Source organism: Salipiger mangrovisoli, from assembly GCF_015223355.1.
Classification (GTDB): Bacteria; Pseudomonadota; Alphaproteobacteria; order Rhodobacterales; family Rhodobacteraceae; genus Salipiger; species Salipiger mangrovisoli.
This window is the reverse complement of the sequence record NZ_JADFFK010000019.1, coordinates 107419-126237: the sequence shown is the minus strand read 5'-3', so window position 1 is coordinate 126237 and position 18819 is coordinate 107419. Positions and strand designations below refer to the sequence as shown.

Genomic DNA, 18819 nt, shown 5'->3' with positions numbered 1-18819 from the left:
TCTGGCGTGGTGGCGGGCGCTCCGCAATGGGGTCTGGCAAGGGGTTTCTGGAGGCAGATTGAGCGGACTCCCGAAAAAGCGCGCTTAAGTTGAAAAATCGCGCCATTCGTGGTAAGCTCGCGGGATTGATTGAGTGATATTTCCAGACTGCATTGGAGGGTCGTCATGAGACCTGTCGTGCTTGCCGCGCTTGCGTTGCTGCTGGCCTCCGCAGCTGTCGCGCAGGACAAACCGAAATGCCCCGACACGCATTATCCCTGCGGCGGGAACATCTGCTGCTCGCGCTAGGAGGCTGCCATGTTTCGCAAGTTCGGGATTGTCGCGGGCATCGTGCTGGTGCTCGGGATCGTCTATTTCTTCGTCAGCGACATCACCCGCAAGGACGTGATCGCGGCCAACAGCTTCAGCCATGAAAGCGCCACCGAGCCGCTGCGTGCGGGCGATATCGTGGTGCTGGGCGAGACCGGCGCGGTGTCAAAGCTCTGCGATGCGGTGCTGAGCAACCCGGCGGCGCCGGAGCCGCGCGCCGCCGTCTATTACAACCGGTCCTCGCGCATCCTTCAGGAGTTTGTCGATGTCGGCCACGGGCTCGGGTTCTTTCCCGACCGCAACCCGGTCATCGTGCATGGCAGCATCCCCTTCCTCGGGGACAGCGAAACGCTGGACGGGGTCAGCTACAATTACGCCAATCCCGATCTGTGCGAATGCGCGATCGTGCGCAGTCTTGCGCAGGGAGAGCGGGTCTGCACGGTGAACGCCTCGCTGATCGAGACCGGCGAGGTGCTGGTGGGCGAGGGCGGCAAGCTGCTGTCGCGGCCGATCCACGATCGGACCGTCGCGGTGACCCTGCGCCGCCACGTGGTCTACATGCCGCCGGAGACCTTCGCGTCCTGCGGTGTCGAGCCGGGAGAGGCGCTGGTGACCCAGCAGCGGCTCTGCGATTCCAACCCGCGGCTGCCGCTGGACGTGCGGCTGCGGCGGAGCTGGAACCTGATCGACCGTGAGCCGCTGCCGGGGCTGTTGGTCGAGGCCAGCGCCCCGACCCAGTGAGCACGTCTGGCGGGCTGTCTTTCAGCGCGACAGGATCCGGCTCGCCACCGCGTCGAGCCTGGCGAGAAGTTCGGGATCGCGCGCCGCGGGAGCGGTGATGATCGCGTGCTCCAGCGCGCGGTCGCAGCCATGCGGGCAGGGCGCGCGCTCGGCTCCCAGAAGTGCCGGCAGGCGCGAGACCAGCGCGCGGGCCTTCGCGGCATTGCCGTGCAGCACCTTGACGATGTCCGCCACCTCGACGGCACCGTGGTCCTCGTGCCAGCAGTCGTAGTCGGTGACCATGGCGACCGAGGTGTAGCAGAGTTCGGCCTCGCGGGCGAGCTTGGCCTCGGGCATGTTGGTCATGCCGATCACATCGGCGCCCCAGGTCTCGCGGTACATGCGCGATTCCGCCAGTGTCGAGAACTGCGGGCCTTCCATGGCGAGGTAGGTGCCGCCGTCATGCACCGTGATCCCGGCGTCGAGGGCGGCGGCAAGCGCGTGGGCACCGAGCCGCGGGCAGGTGGGATGGCCCAGCGAGACATGCGCCACGCATCCGGTGCCGAAGAAGCTCTTTTCCCGCGCGAAGGTGCGGTCGATGAACTGGTCGACGATGACGAAATCGCCCGGCGCCATCTCCTCGCGGAACGAGCCGCAGGCCGAGACCGAGATCACGTCGGTCACCCCGAGCCGCTTCAGCGCGTCGATATTGGCGCGGTAGGGCACGGTCGAAGGCGACAGGCGGTGGCCACGGCCGTGACGCGGCAGGAAGGCCATCTCGACTCCGTCAAGCGTGCCCGTGAGGATCTGGTCCGAGGGGGCGCCCCAGGGGGTGTCCACCGCCTTCCAGCTGCGCTCCTGCAGCGCGTCGAGGTCGTAGACCCCGGACCCGCCGATCACCCCGATCATCGTCTTTGCCATGCCTGGTCTCCTTTTGCGCGCAGCCTGCCTCGCGGCGGCGGCGATGGAAAGGGGCCGGGCCGCCGGGACGCTGCCAGGTGACCGGGAAACGTGCGCTTGCGCATCTATCCGGGCGCGATGCGCGGTTTTGCGGTGCTGCCGGGTAGCGCTCACGGCCAACCTGCCTTATGGGCAGGGGCGCGCGAACAGACCGAATGGAACAGCCCCATGTCCAAAGCCCTCCTGGCGCGATACGCCAGCCGTATTCAGAAGCCCGACCTGAGCCTCTCGCCGACCGCGCGGCTCACCCCCGCCCAGATCCGCACCGACGTGCTCTCCGGTCTCACGGTGGCGCTGGCGCTGGTCCCCGAGGCCGTCGCCTTCGCCTTCGTCGCCGGGGTTCACCCGCTGGTGGGTCTCTATGCCGCCTTTCTCGTCGGGCTGATCACCGCGCTGATCGGCGGTCGTCCGGGGATGATCTCGGGCGCCACCGGCGCGCTCGCGGTGGTCATGGTGGCGCTGGTCGCCGATCACGGCGTCGAGTATCTCTTCGCCACGGTGGTGCTGATGGGTATCCTGCAGATCTTCGCCGGGGTCATGCACTGGGGCAAGTTCATCCGGCTGGTGCCGCATCCTGTGATGCTCGGCTTCGTCAACGGGCTCGCCATCGTGATCTTCATGGCGCAGCTGACGCAGTTCAAGGTGCCGGGCACGGCGGTGCCGGGCGTCTCGGCGGGCGAATGGCTCTCGGGGCTGCAGCTCTGGACGATGCTGGCACTGGTTGCGCTGACCATGGCGATCATCTGGCTGTTGCCCAGGGTCACCAAGGTGATCCCGGCGCCGCTCGCAGGCATCGCGGTGACCGCCGCCATCGTCATCGCCTTCGGACTCGACGTGCCGCGGGTCGGCGACATGGCCTCGATCAAGGGCCAGTTCCCGCCGTTCCACCTGCCGATGGTGCCGCTCAATCTCGAGACGCTGCAGATCATTCTGCCCTACGCGGTGATCCTCGCCGCCATCGGCCTGATCGAAAGCCTGCTGACGCTCAACCTGGTGGGCGAGATGACCGGCCAGCGCGGCGGCGCCAGCCAGGAGTGCATCGCGCAGGGCTGTGCCAACGTGGTCACCGGCTTCTTCGGCGGCATGGGTGGCTGCGCGATGATCGGCCAGTCGATGATCAACGTGAAGTCGGGCGGGCGCACCCGCATCGCCGGCATCGTCGCGGCGCTGTTCCTGCTGTCCTTCATCCTCTTCGCCTCGCCGCTGATCGAGCTCATCCCGCTCGCCGCGCTGGTCGGGGTGATGTTCATGGTGGTGATCGGCACCTTTGCCTGGAACAGCCTGCGCATCCTCGCCAAGGTGCCGCTGATCGATGCTTTCGTCATCGTGCTGGTGACGGTGGTGACGGTGTTCGAGGACCTGGCCGTAGCCGTGGTGGTCGGCGTGATCGTCTCGGCGCTGGCCTATGCCTGGAACAACGCGCGCCGCATCCATGCCAAGAGCTACACCACCCCCGAGGGCGCCAAGGTCTACCAGATCCAGGGACCGCTGTTCTTCGGCTCGACCGACGGCTTCGCCGAGCTTTTCGACATCGCGGACGATCCCAAGGCGGTGATCGTCGACTTCGCCGACAGCCGGGTCGTGGACCAGTCGGCGCTGCAGGCGATCGAGGCGGTGGCGGGGAAATACGAGGCCGCCGGCAAGCGGCTGCAACTGCGCCACCTGTCGCGTGACTGCCACCGGCTGCTGACCAAGGCGGGGCACCTGATGATCGACAGCGACGACGACCCCGACTACGCGCTGGCCGCCGACTACCACGTGCGCACGGGGATCCTCGGCAGCCATTGAGCCGCATCGGCAAAGCATGAAGAAGGGCGCCGCGAGAGATCACGGCGCCCTTTTCTTGGTCTGCTGCCGGAGCGCCCCGCAAGCGGGGCGCCTGGCAGGCGCTCAGGCCTTGAGGCTGTCGCGGATCGCGCGGATGTTCTCGCCGTAGGGGGCGGGATTTTCCACCGAGCCGCCGCGGAAGACGGCGGAACCGGCGACCAGCACGTCGGCCCCGGCCTCGACCACCAGCGGTGCGGTGGAGGGGTCGACACCGCCGTCGATCTCGATGTGGATCTCGCGGTCGCCGATCATCTCGCGCAGCTTGCGGATCTGCGCGATCTGGCTGTGGATGAACTTCTGCCCGCCGAAGCCGGGGTTCACCGTCATCAGGCAGACGAGGTCGCATAGGTCAAGCAGAGGCGCCGCGGCCTCGACCGGGGTGCCGGGGTTGAGCGCGAGGCCCGCCTTGGCACCTGTCGCGCGGATCGCCTGCAGCGTGCGGTGGGTATGGGCGCCGGCCTCGAGGTGGGCGGTGATGACGTCGGCACCGGCCTCGGCAAAGGCCTCGATGTAGGGATCGACGGGGGCGATCATCAGGTGCACGTCCATGACGGTAGAGATATGCGGGCGGATCGCCTTCACCAGCGGCGGCCCGAAGGTGAGGTTGGGCACGAAGTGCCCATCCATCACGTCGACATGGATCCAGTCGGCGCCCTGCGCCTCGACGGCGCGGATCTCGGCGCCGAAATTGGCGAAATCGGCAGAGAGGATCGACGGGGCGATCTTCACGCTGCGGTCGAAGGTCTGAGGCAGGGGCATGACGGCGGCATCTCCAGTTTAGATGCGCCGCGCCTTATCAGTATCCCGCGTCCTGGTCCACAAGATGCAGCAGGGGCGCGCCCGTGACGCCGCGCCGCACGTTCTCGGCGATCACCCGCGTCGCCGACGCGGGCCGGGTTTCGGCCGCGATATGGGGCGTCACGGTGACGCGCGGATGGGCCCAGAACGGGTGGTCCTGCGGCAGCGGCTCGACGCGGAAGACGTCGAGCGTGGCCTGGCCGACCTGGCCGCTGTCGAGCGCCGCCAGCAAGGCCGTGTCATCGATCAGCGGGCCGCGGCCGGGGTTGATGATCGCGGCGCCCGGCGCCAGCAGGGCCATTTGCTCTGCCCCCAGGGTGTTCTCGGTCTGCCGGGTGAAGGGCAGCAGCAGCACGACGATCTGCGCCCCGGTCAACGCCTCGGCCAGCCCCTCGGCGCCCGAGAGGCAGCGGATGCCGTCGATGTCGCGCGGGGAGCGGCTCCAGCCGGTGACGGGAAAGCCGATCTGCGCCAGTTGCCGGGCACAGGCGCTGCCCAGCATGCCAAGCCCGAGCACGGTCACCGGGCGCTCGCGCGCCAGAGGCGGTGCCTTGCTTTCCCAGCGGTGTTCGGGGTTCACAATATGGGCGTCCATGCCAAGGTGATGGCGCAGCGCGTGGCCGGTCACATATTCCACCATGCCCTGCGTGAGCCCCTCGTCATCGACCATGCGAGCGAGCGGCACGGGGATCCTGGCGGTGCCGACGATCTTCTCGACCCCGGCCCAGAGGCTGAGCACCGCCTTGAGCCTGGGAAAGCCCGTGAAGTCGGTCAGCCCCGAGCTGGGTGCGTACACGATATACTCGACCTCCTCGGCGGGGAGATCGCGGCCGAGCCGATAGTCGATACCGGTGGCATCCAGCGCCTCGGTCAGCGCCGCCCCGTATTTGTCCCAATGGTCCTGCGGGGCGGCGAAGAGGATCTTGGTGGTCATGAAAGTCCTTGGAAAATATGTGAAAATTCAGCGTGGCCGGTGGATGTGGGCACTCTGCACGAGACCAAAGGCGATCATCAACACCAGCATGGCCGAGCCGCCGTAGCTGACCATCGGAAGTGGCACGCCGACCACAGGGGCCAGCCCCATGACCATCGACATGTTGACCGCGAAGTAGAGGAAGAAGGTCAGCCCGATGCCCAGCGTCAGCAGCGAGGAGAAGCGGTCGCGGTTGCGCAGCGCCGCGAAGATGCAGAACAGCAGGATCAACACGTAGAGCGTCAGCAGCGACATGCCGCCCACGAAACCGAACTCCTCGGCCAGCGTGTTGAAGATGAAGTCGGTGTGCTTCTCGGGCAGGAAGTTCAGGCGTGACTGGGTGCCCTGCATGAAGCCGCGCCCGGTCCAGCCACCCGAGCCCATGGCAATCTTGGCCTGGGTGATGTGATAGCCCGCACCGAGCGGATCGGTGGAGGGATCGAGGAAGGTGTCGATGCGCTTGAACTGGTAGTCCTTCAGCAGCTGCCAGTCGGTGCCGCGCGACTCGAAGACGCTGTAGATCGTGCCGACGCCGGCGGCGATGACCACGGCGAAATAGGCCCAGTGCACCCCGGCAAGGAACATGATCAGCCCGCCGCCGATCATCAGCAGCAGCGCGGTGCCGAGGTCGGGCTGGATCAGCGTCAGCCCGGTCGGTGCAAGGATCAGGATGATCGGCAGAAGCACCCAGATCGGCCGCGACGTCTTCTTGAGGGGAAGCCAGTCGTAATAGGCGGCCAACACCATCACCAGCGCGATCTTCATCAGCTCCGAGGGCTGAAGCCGCATGAACCCCACGTCGATCCAGCGTTGCGCGCCCATGCCGACGGTGCCGAAGAGCTCCACCGCCACCAGCAGGCCGAGCGAGCCGAGGTAGGCCAGCACCGACAGGTTTCGCCACAGCCAGATCGGTACCATGGCGGTGATGAACATCGCCGCGAGCCCGAGGCCAAAGCGTTTCATCTGCGGCTCGGCCCAGGTGTCGAGCCGTCCGCCGGCCACCGAGTAGAGCATCAGGAAGCCGACGCTGGCGACGGCGGTCAGCAGGATCACCAGCGGCCAGTTGATGTGGAGCACCTTGCGCCAGCCCGAGGGCGTGGTCTTGACGGTATACTCGAGATAGCTCACGCGCGCCCCCGTGCCTGCTCGGCGCGCTCGAGGCGTTCGCGGTCGAGCCGTTCTTGCTGTTCCTTGATCTTCTCGTGGTCGGACGAGGGATAGGCCGAAAGCGGCGGCGTGCCTCCGTAGAGTGCCTGCAAGGCGACGTCACGGGCGATGGGCGCCGCGGCCGAGGAGCCGCCGCCGCCGTGCTCGACGACGATCGACACCGCGATGCGCGGGGCCTCGAACGGTCCGTAGGCGACGAAAAGCGCGTGGTCCCGCTCTTCCCAGGGCACCTCGTCGTTGGCAACGACGCGGTTGCGCACCTGGCTGGTGCCCGACTTGCCTGCCAGCTCGTAGCCCGCGGCGACGACGCGCGAACGGAAGCCGGTGCCGCGGTTGGAGTTCATCACCGCGGACATGCCCTTGCGGACGTAGCGCAGGTGGTTGGGATTGATGTCGAGCGTCTCGCCGCCGACGACCTCGGTCTCGACGCCGTCGATGGTCTTGATCAGCCGTGGGTGAATCGCGCGTCCGCTGGCGATGCGGGCCGTCATGATCGCCTGTTGCAGCGGCGAGGCGAGGACGAAGCCCTGGCCGATCGATGCGTTCACCGTGTCGCCCAGCAGCCAGCCCTTGCCGCGCTCGCGCTGCTTCCATTCTCGGCTCGGCATGATGCCCGCGGCCACCGCCGACATCGGCACGTCCGGCGGAACGCCAAGGCCGAGCCGGTGGCCCATATCGGCCATCTTGTCGATGCCGACCTTCAGCGCGACGTCGTAGAAGAACACGTCGCAGCTCTGCTGGAGCGCCTGTTCCAGCGTCAGGTGGCCGTGGCCTGTGCGCTTCCAGCAGTGGAAACGGCGCGAGCCGACCTCCATGTGGCCGGGGCACCAGACGGTGTCATCGGGCGAGAGGATCCCGGCCTCGAGCGCTGCCAGGGCGGTGACCATCTTGAAGGTAGAGCCGGGCGGATAGGCGTCCTGCACGGTTTTCGAGGCGAGCGGGCGGTGGTCATTCTCACGCAGGATCGCATAGTCGGCGACCGAGATGCCGCGCACGAACTTGTTGGGATCGAAGGAGGGCGCCGAGGCGATGGCCAGGAGGTCGCCCTTTTCCACGTCCATGATCACGCAGGAGGCGGATTCGTGCCCCAGCCGCGCCTGCACGTAGTCCTGCAGGTCGGCGTCGATGGTCAGCTGGATGTCGGCGCCATTGTCGCCCTCGCGCCGGTCGAGCTCGCGCATCACCCGGCCGACGGCATTGACCTCGACGCGCTTGGCCCCGGCCTTGCCGCGGAGTTGTTCCTCGTATTTGGCCTCGACCCCGACCTTGCCGATCTGGAAACGCGGGATGCGCAGCACCGGCTCGGGGTCCTCGTAGCGTTCGAGATCGCGCTCGGACACGGGGCCGACATAGCCCACCACATGCGCGAAGTTGCCGTGCTGCGGATAGAAGCGCGACAGGCCCACCTCGGGGGTGACGCCCGGCAGGGCAGGGGCGTTGACCGCGACGCGGCTGATCGACTCCCAGCTCACCCGGTCGGCGATGGTGATCGGCAGGAAGGGCGCGGAGCGGCGCATTTCGGCGAGCGCCCGGTTCAGTTCGTCCTCGTCGAGTTCGACTAGGGCCGAGAGCTTCGAGATCACGTCCTCGACGTCGCCGGCATCCTCGCGCACGAGGGTGATGCGGTAGGTCGGGGTGTTCTCGGCGATGACCTTGCCCTTGCGGTCGAAGATGCGGCCGCGGCTCGGCGGGATCAGCCGCATGTTGATGCGGTTCTCCTCGGCCAGCAGGCGGAATTCGTCGGCCTGATCGACCTGCATGTGGTGCATCCGCAGACCCAGCATTCCGGCGAAACCAAGCTGCGCGCCGCCCAGTAGCAGGGCGCGGCGCGATATGCGGCGCCAGCTGTCGGAGCTTTCCTTTGGGGTGCGTCTCACATCGGTCTCCCGGCATGGTCGAAATCGCCCGGTGCCATCCGCCGCACGCCGAACAGACCCTGCGAGAGGATGACCACCAGAGGATAGCAGATCACGGTGGTTGCGTATCGCATCAGCGCAAGGAAAGACGTGCCGTCCGGCACGATCAGCAGCCCCAGAACCAGCCGGTACAGGATGGTGATCACCGCCAGCACCACGGCAACGGTGACCCATTCCATGAGGAAGGTCGACTCACGCCGCGGCCGGTCGCGGTTCTTCAGCGACTCGCTGGCCATGAGCACCAGCACCGCCCAAAGGCCGGGTGGGCGCTGGAACAGCAGATCGGCGAGCAGCATCACCCCGGCGATCAGCAGCGCGGGCACGTAGTCGGGCCGGCGCAGCGCCCAGGCGAAGCACATGGCGGTCAGGACGTCAGGTCCGGCATAGGGCGCGGGCATCAGTTCGAGCGGCAGCAGGTGGTAGAAGATCAGCGCGAAGGTCAGCGCTACGAAGGTGGCACGCATCATCCAGACCTTGGCTGGGCGGCTGCTTTCAGCCATTTCCGGCCTCCGCGGCGCTGCCCCCGGCCGCGCCGCTCAATGGCGGCACCGTGGGATCGGTCTCGGCCTCGGGCTGCGGCGCCTCGGGCGGCACCTCGGGCAGGATCAGCCCCGAGGGGGCGCTGACGCGCCGCGCGCCATGGTCGCGCAGCACCCGCAGGAACTCCAGCCGCTCGTAGTCGGCGGCGAGGCGCACGCGCAGGCGGCCGCCGGGATCCAGCGCAACCTGGCCGATCAGCAGTCCGGGCGGAAAGACCTCGCCGTCACCGGAGGTGACGATGCGGTCGCCGGGCTTCACCAGGTCGGGGTTTTCCAGGAAATCGATCGGCGGATTCGCCGAGTTGTCGCCAACCACCATGGCACGCTGGCCCGAGGGCTGGATCGTTGCCGGGATGCGGCTGGTGGCATCGGTCAGCAAGATCACCCGGCTGGTGTTGTTGCCCACCCCGGAGATGCGCCCGACGACGCCGATGCCATCCATCGTGGCCCAGCCATCGACAATGCCGTCGCGGCTGCCGACGTTGATCAGCACCGATTGCCGGAAGGGCGAGCCGCTGTCGGCCAGCACCACGCCGGTGATGTAGGTCAGCCGGGGGTCAAGCTGGACGTTGTTCAGGTCGCGCAGCTTGGCATTCTCCTGCTCGAGCTGCAGCGCCGCCTCTTTCCAGGCGGTCATGCGGCGCAGCTCGCGGCGCAACTCCTGGTTCTGTTCGTGGATGCGCTGATAGGACTGGAAGTCGCGCAGGATCTTCACCGCGCCGGTCACCGGGGCCATCGCCCAGTCGAAACCGGGCATCACCGTGTCGATCACCTGCGCGCGAAAGCGCTCGACGCGCGGGCTGTCGACGCGCCAGAGGATGAAGAGCCCGGTCAGGCACAGGATCAGCACCGCCAGAAGCAGGCGCTTCAGCGGGGCCGAATAGTCATCGCTGTTCGTGCCGTGTTTCGCCATCGGGTCTCTGCGTGTGGCCCCCGTATCTGGCCCCGGTGGTCCCCATGACTCGCGGGGCGTTCGGGGCGGGCGCGGGCAAGACCCAGCGCCCGCCCCGGACTATGACGCAGCCGGAGCGATCCCGAAAGGGATCAGCTGTCGTAATCGATCGCGTGCTGGAGCTGCTTTTCATACTCCAGCGCCTTGCCGGTGCCGAGCGCCACGCAGTTGAGGCTTTCCTCGGCAATCGACACGGCCAGGCCGGTCTGCTCGCGCAGGGCAAGATCGAGATCGCCCAGCAGCGCGCCGCCGCCGGTCAGCATGACGCCGCGGTCGACAATGTCTGCGGCCAGGTCCGGCGGGGTCGCCTCGAGCGCCGACATCACTGCCTCGCAGATCGCCTGCACCGGCTCGGACAGGGCCTCGGCCACCTGTGCCTGGCTGATCTCGGTTTCCTTCGGCACGCCGTTCAACAGGTCGCGGCCACGGATTTGCATCGAGCTGCCACGCCCGTCGTCGGGCATGCGCGCGGTGCCGATCGAGGTCTTGATGCGCTCGGCGGTGGCTTCACCCACCAGCAGGTTCTGCTGGCGGCGCAGGTAGTTGACGATGGCCTCGTCCATGCGGTCGCCGCCGACGCGGATCGAGCGCGCGTAGACGATGTCACCGAGCGAGAGCACGGCCACCTCGGTGGTGCCGCCGCCGATGTCGACGACCATGTTGCCGGTCGGATCGGTGATCGGCATGCCGGCACCGATGGCCGCGGCGATCGGCTCGGCGATGAGGCCGGCCTTGCGCGCGCCGGCGCTCAGCACCGACTGGCGGATCGCCCGCTTTTCCACCGGAGTCGCGCCGTGCGGCACGCAGACGATGATCTTCGGCTTCGAGAAGGTCGAGCGCTTGTGCACCTTGCGGATGAAATGCTTGATCATCTCTTCCGCGGTATCGAAGTCCGCGATGACGCCTTCGCGCATCGGCCGGATCGCTTCGATGGAGCCGGGGGTGCGCCCCAGCATCAGCTTTGCATCCTCGCCGACGGCCAGCACCTTCTTGACGCCGTCCTTGACGTGATAGGCCACAACCGACGGTTCAGACAGAATGATTCCGCGACCCTTCACGTAGACCAGCGTGTTCGCCGTGCCGAGGTCGATGGCCATGTCCGCCGAGAAGGCGCCCATGAGTCTGTCCAGTCCAAACATTAAGTGTCCCGCCCCAGAAATACGCGTTTTGGCCCTCGACTCCCCGCGAGCGAAGGCTCGGGTCTTATAGGGTCGGACGGCGCGGCAAAAAAGCCCCCACCCAGCGCAAATGCGCGTGAAATCGCGTGTGGGGTCTTGCTGCCGCAGTTTCCGGCAACCACCCGCGCCCGACTCGGAGTTCAACAGCGGGCTGCATCCCTAGGCATTTGCTGGGGAAAGAGGCAGGGGCGCCGAACGTGCCCCTTGCCTTGTTTCACACGGCGATGCGAGCCGCGTCGTGGCGTCAATCGTCTGGCGTGACAGCCTATTATTCGGGCAGTGCGCCGGTGAGAACGTAGCGCAACGCGGCCACCACCTGCTCGGGCTCGCGGGTCACGGCCAAGGCGGCGGCATCGACCTCCTTCAGCGCGTGGTCGTGCTCGGGCCGCTGCAGGATGATGAGCGACTTGCCGAGCGCCGCGGCGTAGCCTGCATCGAAGGCGGCGTTCCACTGCTTGTACTGCTCGCCGAAACGCACGACCACGACGTCGGCATCGGCAATCGCCTTGCGGGTGCGGATGGCGTTCATCCGGGCGCCCTTGTGGTCGTGCCAGAACTTGCTGTCCTCGGACCCGAGGATCGCCACGCCACAATCGTCGCTGGCGGCGTGGTCGGTCACCGGTGCGCTGAAGGTCACGTCGAGGCCTTGCGCGCCTTCGATGATGCGCTCGCGCCAGTCGGTGTGAATCTCTCCCGAGAGATAGACGTTCAGTCCCATGCGGTGTCCCTTCCGTGTCCTTGCTTGCCGTGCAACCTATGCACTGACGGGCGCGAGACAAGCGGCGGACGGGCTCAGAACTCGTGTCGATAGGAGATGCCGAGCTTCTGTTCCTCGCCGAAATCGTTGTCGACGTAGGAGCCGAAGAGCGCCACCGTGTCCTTCTGCGTCAGGTGGTAAGAGACGCCGCCGCCAAGGGACACGCCGTTGAAATCGTCGGAGCCGCGCGTGTAGATGCCGCCGGTCAGGAAGGTGAACTTCTCGTTGATCGGACGGATCGCGAACATGCCCAGATAGCCGCTGTTGTTGCTGACCTCGACGTTGACCGTCTCGTGCAGCTCGACGCTTGTCACCGCCAGCTCGCCTTCGCTGTAGGTGTAACCGAAGGGCGCGAAGAGCTGCCACTTGCCGGTCTTCAACCCCATCGCGGTCAGCGGCACGAAGCCGCCAAGCGAATAGTGGGTCTGCACTGACCCATTGTCGAATTCGTTCTTGCCCGCCGAGAAGGTCAGGATGCCGAAGGAGAAGAGATAGGAAGCGCCAAGCGACCATTGCCCGCTTTCCGAGACGCGCCCGTTGACCTTGGTCACCGGGCCGAAGGCCAGCGAGCCCGAGACCGAGAATTCATCGGAGTAGGAGATACCGGCCTTGGTGGCGATCTTCGTGGGGTCTTCGGCGGCCTTTTCTTCCTGCGCGGCGAGCGGCGCGGCAGCGAGGCCCGACGCAAGGATGATCGCCAGGCCCGGCCCGCTCGTCCGGGATGTCGTGTGCGAAGATCTTGGACTAGGTCTGGTCACGAATTTGCCCCTTGCGAAATGCCTGAGAGAATAAACGTCGGTCCGACCGCCCGCGTCGCGCATGGCCGGGGAATGCATGCGCCCATACTAGAGAGCGAAAGCCAAACGACAAGCGCCAGTTAGAGGAGAGTAAACCCATGCGCGGCAAGACCCGGTGCGCCTTGTCCGGTCAGGAAAGCTTGCGGATTCCGGCGAAAATCTCATGACTTCCGCGTGAACAGGGGCGGGATTTTGCGCCGATATTGGGCGAGAGTGTCGCGCGTTGCGCTCAAGATCCTGAGATCGTTCGCGGATCGATGGACGCAAAGCTTGCGCGGCGTCAATTTTCGGTCAAGGCTCGCGCCGCGGACTTTGCCTAAATTTTGGCTGTCACAAGACCGTCAATATAAAAATCTACACGCCCGTCACGGCCGATCAGGCCGGGACCGGATTACGGGGAGATAAGATTGTGAAAACGAATACAAAGATTTGGCTTGCCGGTGTTGCTGCGTTGATGGCCACCACCTCGATGGTGCAGGCGCAGGATCTGGCGGCGCTGGAGGCCGCGGCGAAAGAAGAGGGCATGCTGACCACCATCGCCCTGCCGCACAGCTGGTGCGGCTACGGTGACGTGATCGCCGGCTTCAAGGCGAAATACCCCGAGATCGAGGTCAACGAGCTGAACCCCGACGCAGGCTCGGCGGACGAGCTGGAAGCGGTGCGCGCCAACAAGGGCAACACCGGCCCGCAGGCGCCCGACGTTCTGGACGTGGGTCTCTCCTTCGGCCCGCAGGCCAAGGAAGAAGGCCTGCTGCAGCCCTACAAGGTTTCGACCTGGGACGAGATCCCCGACGCGGTCAAGGACGAGGAAGGCTACTGGTACGGCGACTACTACGGCGTGATGTCCTTCATGGTGAACAAGGACCTGATCGACACCACCCCCGAGGACTGGTCGGACCTGCTGAAGCCGGAATACGCTGGCTCGGTGGCGCTGGCGGGTGACCCGCGCGCCTCGAACCAGGCGATCCTCGCAGTGCTCGCCGCGGGCATGGCCGAGGGCGGCGCAGCCGGCAAGGATGCCGGCGAGAAGGGCCTCGACTACTTCAAGAAGATGAACGAGGCCGGCAACTTCGTCCCCGTCATCGGCAAGGCCGGCACCCTGGCGCAGGGCGCGACCCCGATCACCATCATGTGGGACTACAACGCGCTGGCCGCCCGCGACACGCTGAATGGCAACCCGCCGGTCGACGTGGTGGTGCCGAAGTCGGGCGTGCTTGCCGGTGTCTACGTGCAGGGCATCTCGGCCCATGCGCCGCACCCGAACGCGGCGAAGCTGTGGATGGAGTATCTCTATTCCGACGAGGGCCAGAGCCTGTGGCTCAAGGGCTACTGCCACCCGGCGCGCTTCAACGCCATGGCCGCGGCCGACAAGATCCCGGCCGAGCTGCTGGAAGCGCTGCCGCCGGCGGAAAGCTACGAGGCCGCCTACTTCCCGACGCTCGAGGAGCAGGCCGGGAACAAGGAAGCGGTTGTCGGCGGCTGGGATGCCGTCGTGGGCGCCAACGTCCAGTAAGCCTTTGCCGTCAGGGCCCCCCGTGCTTTCCCTCAGGGGGCCCTTTCCCGTCCCGGTCACCAAGGGTGATCCGGGGCGGGATCGGCGTTTCCAGTTCTGCCCAAATCCGGACTCCGTGTGACCGATCTGACATCCCCACCGCCAAAGCGCCGCTGGCACCCGAGCCTGACATGGCTGGGCCTGCTGCCTTTCGCACTGTTCATCCTGCTGTTTCTTGTGCTGCCGACGATGAAGATCGTCATCGGAGCCTTTCAGCGGGCTGACGGCTCCTTCACCTTCGAGAACATCGCGGGGCTGTTCACAGCCTCGATCCTGTCGTCCTACTGGATCTCGATCAAGATCTCCGTCGCCTCTTCGGCCTTCGGCTGTCTGATCGGCTTCCTGATGGCCGCGGCGATGGTCCTGGGCGGGCTGCCGCGCGGCATCCGCTCGCCGCTGATGACCTTCTCGGGGGTGGCGTCGAATTTCGCAGGCGTGCCGCTGGCCTTCGCCTTTCTCGCCACGCTCGGACCGCTCGGACTGGTGACCATGTTCCTGCGCACCGAGTTCGGCATCAATCTGCGCGCGATGGGATTCAACATCCTCAGCTTCTGGGGGCTGACGATCACTTACCTCTTCTTCCAGATCCCGCTGATGATCCTGATCATCACCCCGGCGCTGGACGGGCTGAAGCGCGAGTGGCGCGAGGCGGCCTCCTGCCTTGGCGCAAGCGGTGCGCAATACTGGCGGATCGTGGCGCTGCCGATCCTTTTCCCGACCATCCTCGGCACCTTCGCGCTGCTCTTCGCCAATGCCTTCGGCGCCGTGGCGACGGCCATCGCGCTGACCGGAAGCTCGCTCAACATCGTGCCGATCATGCTCTTCGCGCAGATCCGCGGTGACGTGCTGGGCAATCCGCACCTGGGCTATGCGATGGCCTTCGGGATGATCCTCGTCACCGGGCTGGCCAACGTCGTCTACATCGTGCTGCGCATCCGCTCCGAGAGGTGGCTGAAATGACCCGTGCCGCCTCCTGGGCCATCCTGCTGCTGGGCATCACCTACTTTGTCCTGCCGCTGCTCGGCATGGTCGAATTCTCGCTGTCGATGCGGCGGGGGGAATACAGCTTCGACGCCTATGCTGCCGTGCTGGCCGATCCGCAGTTCCGCCAGACCTTCAGCTACTCGGTGGTGATGGCGCTGCTGACCATCGTCTTCGGCATCCTGCTGGTGGTGCCCACCGCCTTCTGGGTGCGGCTGAAGCTGCCGCGCCTGCGCCCGGTGGTCGAGTTCGTAACCCTGCTGCCGCTGGTCATCCCGGCCATCGTGACGGTGTTCGGCTACATCCGGCTCTACAACACCTCGAGCTGGCTGCCGCTGACCGGCACGATTTTCGGCACAAACCTGCTGCTGATGTTCGGCTACGCCATGCTGTCGCTGCCCTACATGTACCGCGCGGTGGACACCGGGCTGCGCACCATCGACGTCGCCACGCTGACCGAGGCGGCGCAGAGCCTCGGCGCGGGCTGGGTCACCATCATCGTCAAGCTGATCCTGCCCAACGTGCTCGTCGCGGTGCTCTCGGGCTCCTTCGTGACCTTCGCCATCGTCATGGGCGAGTTCACCATGGCAGCGCTGCTCAACCGCCCGGCCTTCGGCCCGTACCTGCAGTTGATGGGAGCCAACAAGGCCTACGAGCCCTTCGCGCTTGCCACCATCGCCTTCATCATCACCTGGGCCTGCATGGGGCTGATCCAGCTGGTCACCAGATTCACCAAGCACGACAAGGCGGGCCGATGAGCTTCCTGACGATTTCTCACCTGGAAAAGAGCTTCGGCGTGACCCGCGTCGTGAAGGACTTCAACCTCGACGTCGAGAAGGGCGAGTTCATCTCGTTGCTCGGCCCTTCGGGCTGCGGCAAGACCACGGTGCTGCGCATGGTGGCGGGATTCGAGAGCCCGAGCGCCGGCAACATCACCATCGAGGGGCGCGAGGTTTCCAGCCTGAAGCCCAACCAACGCAACATCGGCATGGTGTTCCAGGCCTACGCGCTCTTCCCGAACCTCACCGTCGCGCAGAACGTCGGCTTCGGCCTGCGGGTCAAGGGCGTGCCCGCGCGCGAAATCGCCGCGCGGGTCGAGGAGATGCTTGCGCTGATCGGCCTGCCGGAGCTGGGCGACCGCTACCCGTTCCAGCTCTCGGGCGGGCAGCAGCAGCGCGTCGCCCTGGCGCGGGCGCTGGCGCCCAAGCCGCAGGTGCTGCTGCTCGACGAGCCGCTCTCTGCGCTCGACGCCAAGGTGCGGGTGAGCCTGCGCAACGAGATCCGGGCGATCCAGCGCGAGCTTGGCATCACCACGATCTTCGTCACCCACGACCAGGAAGAGGCGCTGTCGATGTCCGACCGCATCGTGGTGATGCACCAGGGCGTGGCCGAGCAGGTGGGCAGCCCCTTCGAGATCTACAATGCCCCCGCCACGCGCTTCGTCGCGGGCTTCGTCGGCACGCTCAACACGCTTGACGCGCAGGTGCTGGATCCGGCCACCGGCCGGGTGAAGCTGGGCGAGAACGAGCTGACCCTCGGCCGCGCCGTGCCGCCGGGCGAGGCGACGCTCGGCCTGCGCCCCGAGATGCTGCGCCTCGGCGCGCATCCGGGTGAGGCGGCGCTGACCGGCACGATCACCGAGCTCGACTTCCTCGGCTCGGTGATCCGGCTGCGTATCGACCTCGGCGGGCAGAAGCTGGCGGTGGATCTGTTCAACACCACCCGTCAGGCGCCGCCGAAGGTGGGCGAGACGGTCTCGCTGGCGCTCAATCCCGCCGATGCGCTGGTGATCGGGGCATAATCCCCAAAGCCGTGCGGGGCGGCGTGGTTTTCCGTGGCGTCACCCCGCCAAACGTGCAACCTCTGGGCGCGGAAACGGCTGATGACCCCGGCAGCGTGGGGCAGAGGAACAGGACACATGATTCAGGAATTCAAGGACTTCATCGCCAAGGGCAACGTCATGGACATGGCGGTCGGCATCATCGTCGGTGCCGCCTTCACCGCCATCGTGACCTCGCTCGTGGGTGACATCATCAACCCGATCATCGCGCTTTTCACCGGCGGCATCGACTTCTCGGGCTGGTTCTACGCGCTCGACGGCGGCGAGTATGCCTCGCTGCAGGCGGCCAAGGACGCCGGCGCGCCGGTCTTTGCCGTCGGCAGCTTCATCATGGCGGTGATCAACTTCTTCATCATCGCCTTCGTGGTCTTCCTGCTGGTCAAGATGGTCAACCGCATCCGCTCGGCCGCCGAAAGGCCCGACGAGGTGGCGCCCGAGGTCAAGACCGGACCGTCCGAGCTCGACGTTCTGCTCGAGATCCGCGACGCGCTGAAAAAGTAACCGGCGTTGCGTATTCTGCAGGCCCGCCATGCGACCTCGGGATCCGATGCGGGATCCGGGTTGCGGGCATCTGGCGAGTTCTCTAAGTCGCCCGGACCCCTCCGGAGACCCAGCATGACACGCAGCGTGAAGATCGCCATCGGCAGCGTATTCGTCGGCATTCTCGTGCTGGCGATCAAGACCTATGCCTGGTGGCTCACCGGCTCGGTGGCGCTGATGTCGGACGCGCTGGAGAGCATCGTCAACGTCGCGACCGCGCTGGCGGCGCTGCTGGCGATCCATATCGCCGCGCAGCCGGCGGATGCCGATCACCCCTTCGGGCATCACAAGGCCGAGTACTTCAGCGCCGTGCTCGAAGGCGTGCTGATCGTCGTCGCCGCGGTGCTGATCCTGCGCGAGGCCTGGGGCGCCTGGCAGGCGCCCGAGCAGATCCAGCAGGTCGGGCTCGGCCTTGCCATCAACCTCTTCGCCGGGGCGATCAACGCGGTCTGGTGCTTCGTGCTGCTGCGCGAGGGGCGCAGGCTGAACTCGCCGGCGCTGGTCGCCGACGGCAAGCACCTGCTGACCGATGTCTTCTCCTCGGCCGGGGTGGCGGTGGGGGTCGGCGCCGCGGCGCTGACCGGCTGGCTCTGGCTCGACGCGGCGCTCGCGGCGCTGGTGGCGGTCAACATCCTGTGGTCGGGCTGGCAGGTCATCCGCGGCTCGGTCGGCGGGCTGATGGATGCCGCGGTTCCCGAGAGCGAGCTGGCGGAGATGCGCGCGGTGATCTCGGCCAATGCCGAGGGCGCGGTCGAGGCGCATGACCTGCGCTCGCGCCGCGCCGGGCAGGCGGTGTTCCTCGAGTTCCACCTTGTGGTGCCGGGCGAGATGACCGTGGATTGCGCGCATGAGATCTGCGACCGCATCGAGCACGCCCTGCGCGAGGCGATCGATGGCTGCCGGGTGACCATCCACGTCGAGCCCGAGCACAAGGCCAAGCATTCGGGAATCGTGGTGCTCTGACGCCCGGCGTCGCGGGGGCTCCGCCCCCAGCTGCCTTGCGGCAGCTTCCC

19 protein-coding genes are annotated in these 18819 nt (G+C 66.7%); 9 read left to right on the top strand and 10 right to left on the bottom strand.

Annotated features, from left to right (window positions below; translation table 11 throughout):
- Positions 1–165: 165 nt before the first annotated feature.
- Positions 166–288, top strand: coding sequence for a hypothetical protein (locus IQ782_RS30225; RefSeq protein WP_277347890.1), 123 nt, complete (start codon positions 166–168; stop codon positions 286–288).
- Between the two features lie 9 nt (positions 289–297).
- Positions 298–1050 carry a hypothetical protein gene (locus IQ782_RS21965; RefSeq protein ID WP_194136809.1) on the top strand — a complete coding sequence of 251 codons (753 nt, stop codon included), beginning with the start codon at positions 298–300 and terminating at the stop codon, positions 1048–1050.
- 21 nt (positions 1051–1071) lie between these two features.
- Here the strand turns inward: IQ782_RS21965 and IQ782_RS21960 are convergent, their stop codons facing one another.
- Positions 1072–1950 carry an S-methyl-5'-thioadenosine phosphorylase gene (locus tag IQ782_RS21960; protein WP_194136808.1) on the bottom strand — a complete coding sequence of 293 codons (879 nt, stop codon included), beginning with the start codon at positions 1948–1950 and terminating at the stop codon, positions 1072–1074.
- Positions 1951–2157: 207 nt separating this feature from the next.
- Here IQ782_RS21960 and IQ782_RS21955 point away from each other — a divergent pair, with 207 nt between their 5' ends.
- Positions 2158–3777 carry a SulP family inorganic anion transporter gene (locus IQ782_RS21955; RefSeq protein WP_194136807.1) on the top strand — a complete coding sequence of 540 codons (1620 nt, stop codon included), beginning with the start codon at positions 2158–2160 and terminating at the stop codon, positions 3775–3777.
- Positions 3778–3879: 102 nt separating this feature from the next.
- On the opposite strand, the gene rpe is transcribed toward IQ782_RS21955, so the two are convergent.
- The 9 genes from rpe to IQ782_RS21910 form a co-directional block, all read right to left on the bottom strand.
- Complete coding sequence (gene rpe, locus IQ782_RS21950; protein ID WP_194136806.1) at positions 3880–4575, bottom strand: ribulose-phosphate 3-epimerase; 696 nt, start codon at positions 4573–4575, stop codon at positions 3880–3882.
- Positions 4576–4612: 37 nt separating this feature from the next.
- Positions 4613–5548: a 2-hydroxyacid dehydrogenase gene (locus IQ782_RS21945; protein ID WP_194136805.1), complete on the bottom strand. Its 936-nt coding sequence runs from the start codon at positions 5546–5548 to the stop codon at positions 4613–4615.
- Between the two features lie 27 nt (positions 5549–5575).
- Positions 5576–6715, bottom strand: coding sequence for a rod shape-determining protein RodA (gene rodA / locus IQ782_RS21940; RefSeq protein ID WP_194136804.1), 1140 nt, complete (start codon positions 6713–6715; stop codon positions 5576–5578).
- Positions 6712–8631 carry a penicillin-binding protein 2 gene (mrdA, locus tag IQ782_RS21935; RefSeq protein WP_194136803.1) on the bottom strand — a complete coding sequence of 640 codons (1920 nt, stop codon included), beginning with the start codon at positions 8629–8631 and terminating at the stop codon, positions 6712–6714. The genes rodA and mrdA overlap by 4 nt, the downstream gene beginning before the upstream one ends.
- Positions 8628–9170 (bottom strand): rod shape-determining protein MreD, encoded by a 543-nt coding sequence (locus IQ782_RS21930; protein WP_194136802.1) that lies wholly within the window; start codon positions 9168–9170, stop codon positions 8628–8630. Before IQ782_RS21930 ends, mrdA begins: the two co-directional genes overlap by 4 nt.
- Positions 9163–10122, bottom strand: coding sequence for a rod shape-determining protein MreC (mreC, locus tag IQ782_RS21925; RefSeq protein ID WP_240989474.1), 960 nt, complete (start codon positions 10120–10122; stop codon positions 9163–9165). The genes IQ782_RS21930 and mreC overlap by 8 nt, the downstream gene beginning before the upstream one ends.
- A 131-nt stretch (positions 10123–10253) precedes the next feature.
- A complete protein-coding gene (locus tag IQ782_RS21920; RefSeq protein ID WP_095882793.1) occupies positions 10254–11300 on the bottom strand; it encodes a rod shape-determining protein in 1047 nt (348 codons plus the stop codon).
- A gap of 307 nt (positions 11301–11607) precedes the next feature.
- The gene (locus tag IQ782_RS21915; RefSeq protein WP_194136801.1) at positions 11608–12057 is read right to left on the bottom strand and encodes a YtoQ family protein; all 450 of its coding nucleotides are present in this window, start codon (positions 12055–12057) and stop codon (positions 11608–11610) included.
- A 74-nt stretch (positions 12058–12131) separates the two neighbouring features.
- The gene (locus IQ782_RS21910; protein ID WP_240989473.1) at positions 12132–12854 is read right to left on the bottom strand and encodes a hypothetical protein; all 723 of its coding nucleotides are present in this window, start codon (positions 12852–12854) and stop codon (positions 12132–12134) included.
- A gap of 493 nt (positions 12855–13347) precedes the next feature.
- Between IQ782_RS21910 and IQ782_RS21905 the strand changes: the two genes are divergently transcribed.
- The 6 genes from IQ782_RS21905 (at position 13348) to IQ782_RS21880 (ending at position 18769) form a co-directional block, all read left to right on the top strand.
- Positions 13348–14406: an ABC transporter substrate-binding protein gene (locus IQ782_RS21905; RefSeq protein WP_194136825.1), complete on the top strand. Its 1059-nt coding sequence runs from the start codon at positions 13348–13350 to the stop codon at positions 14404–14406.
- A 117-nt stretch (positions 14407–14523) separates the two neighbouring features.
- Positions 14524–15405, top strand: coding sequence for an ABC transporter permease subunit (locus tag IQ782_RS21900; protein ID WP_194136800.1), 882 nt, complete (start codon positions 14524–14526; stop codon positions 15403–15405).
- Positions 15402–16184: an ABC transporter permease gene (locus IQ782_RS21895; protein WP_194136799.1), complete on the top strand. Its 783-nt coding sequence runs from the start codon at positions 15402–15404 to the stop codon at positions 16182–16184. Before IQ782_RS21900 ends, IQ782_RS21895 begins: the two co-directional genes overlap by 4 nt.
- On the top strand, positions 16181–17227 hold the full coding sequence (locus IQ782_RS21890) for an ABC transporter ATP-binding protein (RefSeq protein WP_194136798.1): 1047 nt from the start codon (positions 16181–16183) through the stop codon (positions 17225–17227). Before IQ782_RS21895 ends, IQ782_RS21890 begins: the two co-directional genes overlap by 4 nt.
- A gap of 117 nt (positions 17228–17344) precedes the next feature.
- On the top strand, positions 17345–17767 hold the full coding sequence (mscL, locus tag IQ782_RS21885; RefSeq protein ID WP_194136797.1) for a large conductance mechanosensitive channel protein MscL: 423 nt from the start codon (positions 17345–17347) through the stop codon (positions 17765–17767).
- Between the two features lie 114 nt (positions 17768–17881).
- Entirely contained in the window at positions 17882–18769 is an 888-nt protein-coding gene (locus IQ782_RS21880; protein ID WP_194136796.1) for a cation diffusion facilitator family transporter, read from the top strand.
- Positions 18770–18819: the final 50 nt, after the last annotated feature.

Excerpts from the sequence above, each read along its gene's own strand:
- IQ782_RS21960 (WP_194136808.1), bottom strand. The coding sequence starts at position 1,950 with ATGGCAAAGACGATGATCGGGGTGATCGGCGGGTCCGGGGTCTACGAC.
- IQ782_RS21890 (WP_194136798.1), top strand. The coding sequence starts at position 16,181 with ATGAGCTTCCTGACGATTTCTCACCTGGAAAAGAGCTTCGGCGTGACC.
- IQ782_RS21945 (WP_194136805.1), bottom strand. The coding sequence starts at position 5,548 with ATGACCACCAAGATCCTCTTCGCCGCCCCGCAGGACCATTGGGACAAA.
- IQ782_RS21930 (WP_194136802.1), bottom strand. The coding sequence starts at position 9,170 with ATGGCTGAAAGCAGCCGCCCAGCCAAGGTCTGGATGATGCGTGCCACC.
- mscL (WP_194136797.1), top strand. The coding sequence starts at position 17,345 with ATGATTCAGGAATTCAAGGACTTCATCGCCAAGGGCAACGTCATGGAC.
- IQ782_RS21915 (WP_194136801.1), bottom strand. The coding sequence starts at position 12,057 with ATGGGACTGAACGTCTATCTCTCGGGAGAGATTCACACCGACTGGCGC.
- IQ782_RS21905 (WP_194136825.1), top strand. The coding sequence starts at position 13,348 with ATGGCCACCACCTCGATGGTGCAGGCGCAGGATCTGGCGGCGCTGGAG.
- IQ782_RS21895 (WP_194136799.1), top strand. The coding sequence starts at position 15,402 with ATGACCCGTGCCGCCTCCTGGGCCATCCTGCTGCTGGGCATCACCTAC.
- IQ782_RS21880 (WP_194136796.1), top strand. The coding sequence starts at position 17,882 with ATGACACGCAGCGTGAAGATCGCCATCGGCAGCGTATTCGTCGGCATT.
- IQ782_RS30225 (WP_277347890.1), top strand. The coding sequence starts at position 166 with ATGAGACCTGTCGTGCTTGCCGCGCTTGCGTTGCTGCTGGCCTCCGCA.
- IQ782_RS21955 (WP_194136807.1), top strand. The coding sequence starts at position 2,158 with ATGTCCAAAGCCCTCCTGGCGCGATACGCCAGCCGTATTCAGAAGCCC.
- IQ782_RS21920 (WP_095882793.1), bottom strand. The coding sequence starts at position 11,300 with ATGTTTGGACTGGACAGACTCATGGGCGCCTTCTCGGCGGACATGGCC.
- mreC (WP_240989474.1), bottom strand. The coding sequence starts at position 10,122 with ATGGCGAAACACGGCACGAACAGCGATGACTATTCGGCCCCGCTGAAG.
- IQ782_RS21965 (WP_194136809.1), top strand. The coding sequence starts at position 298 with ATGTTTCGCAAGTTCGGGATTGTCGCGGGCATCGTGCTGGTGCTCGGG.
- rpe (WP_194136806.1), bottom strand. The coding sequence starts at position 4,575 with ATGCCCCTGCCTCAGACCTTCGACCGCAGCGTGAAGATCGCCCCGTCG.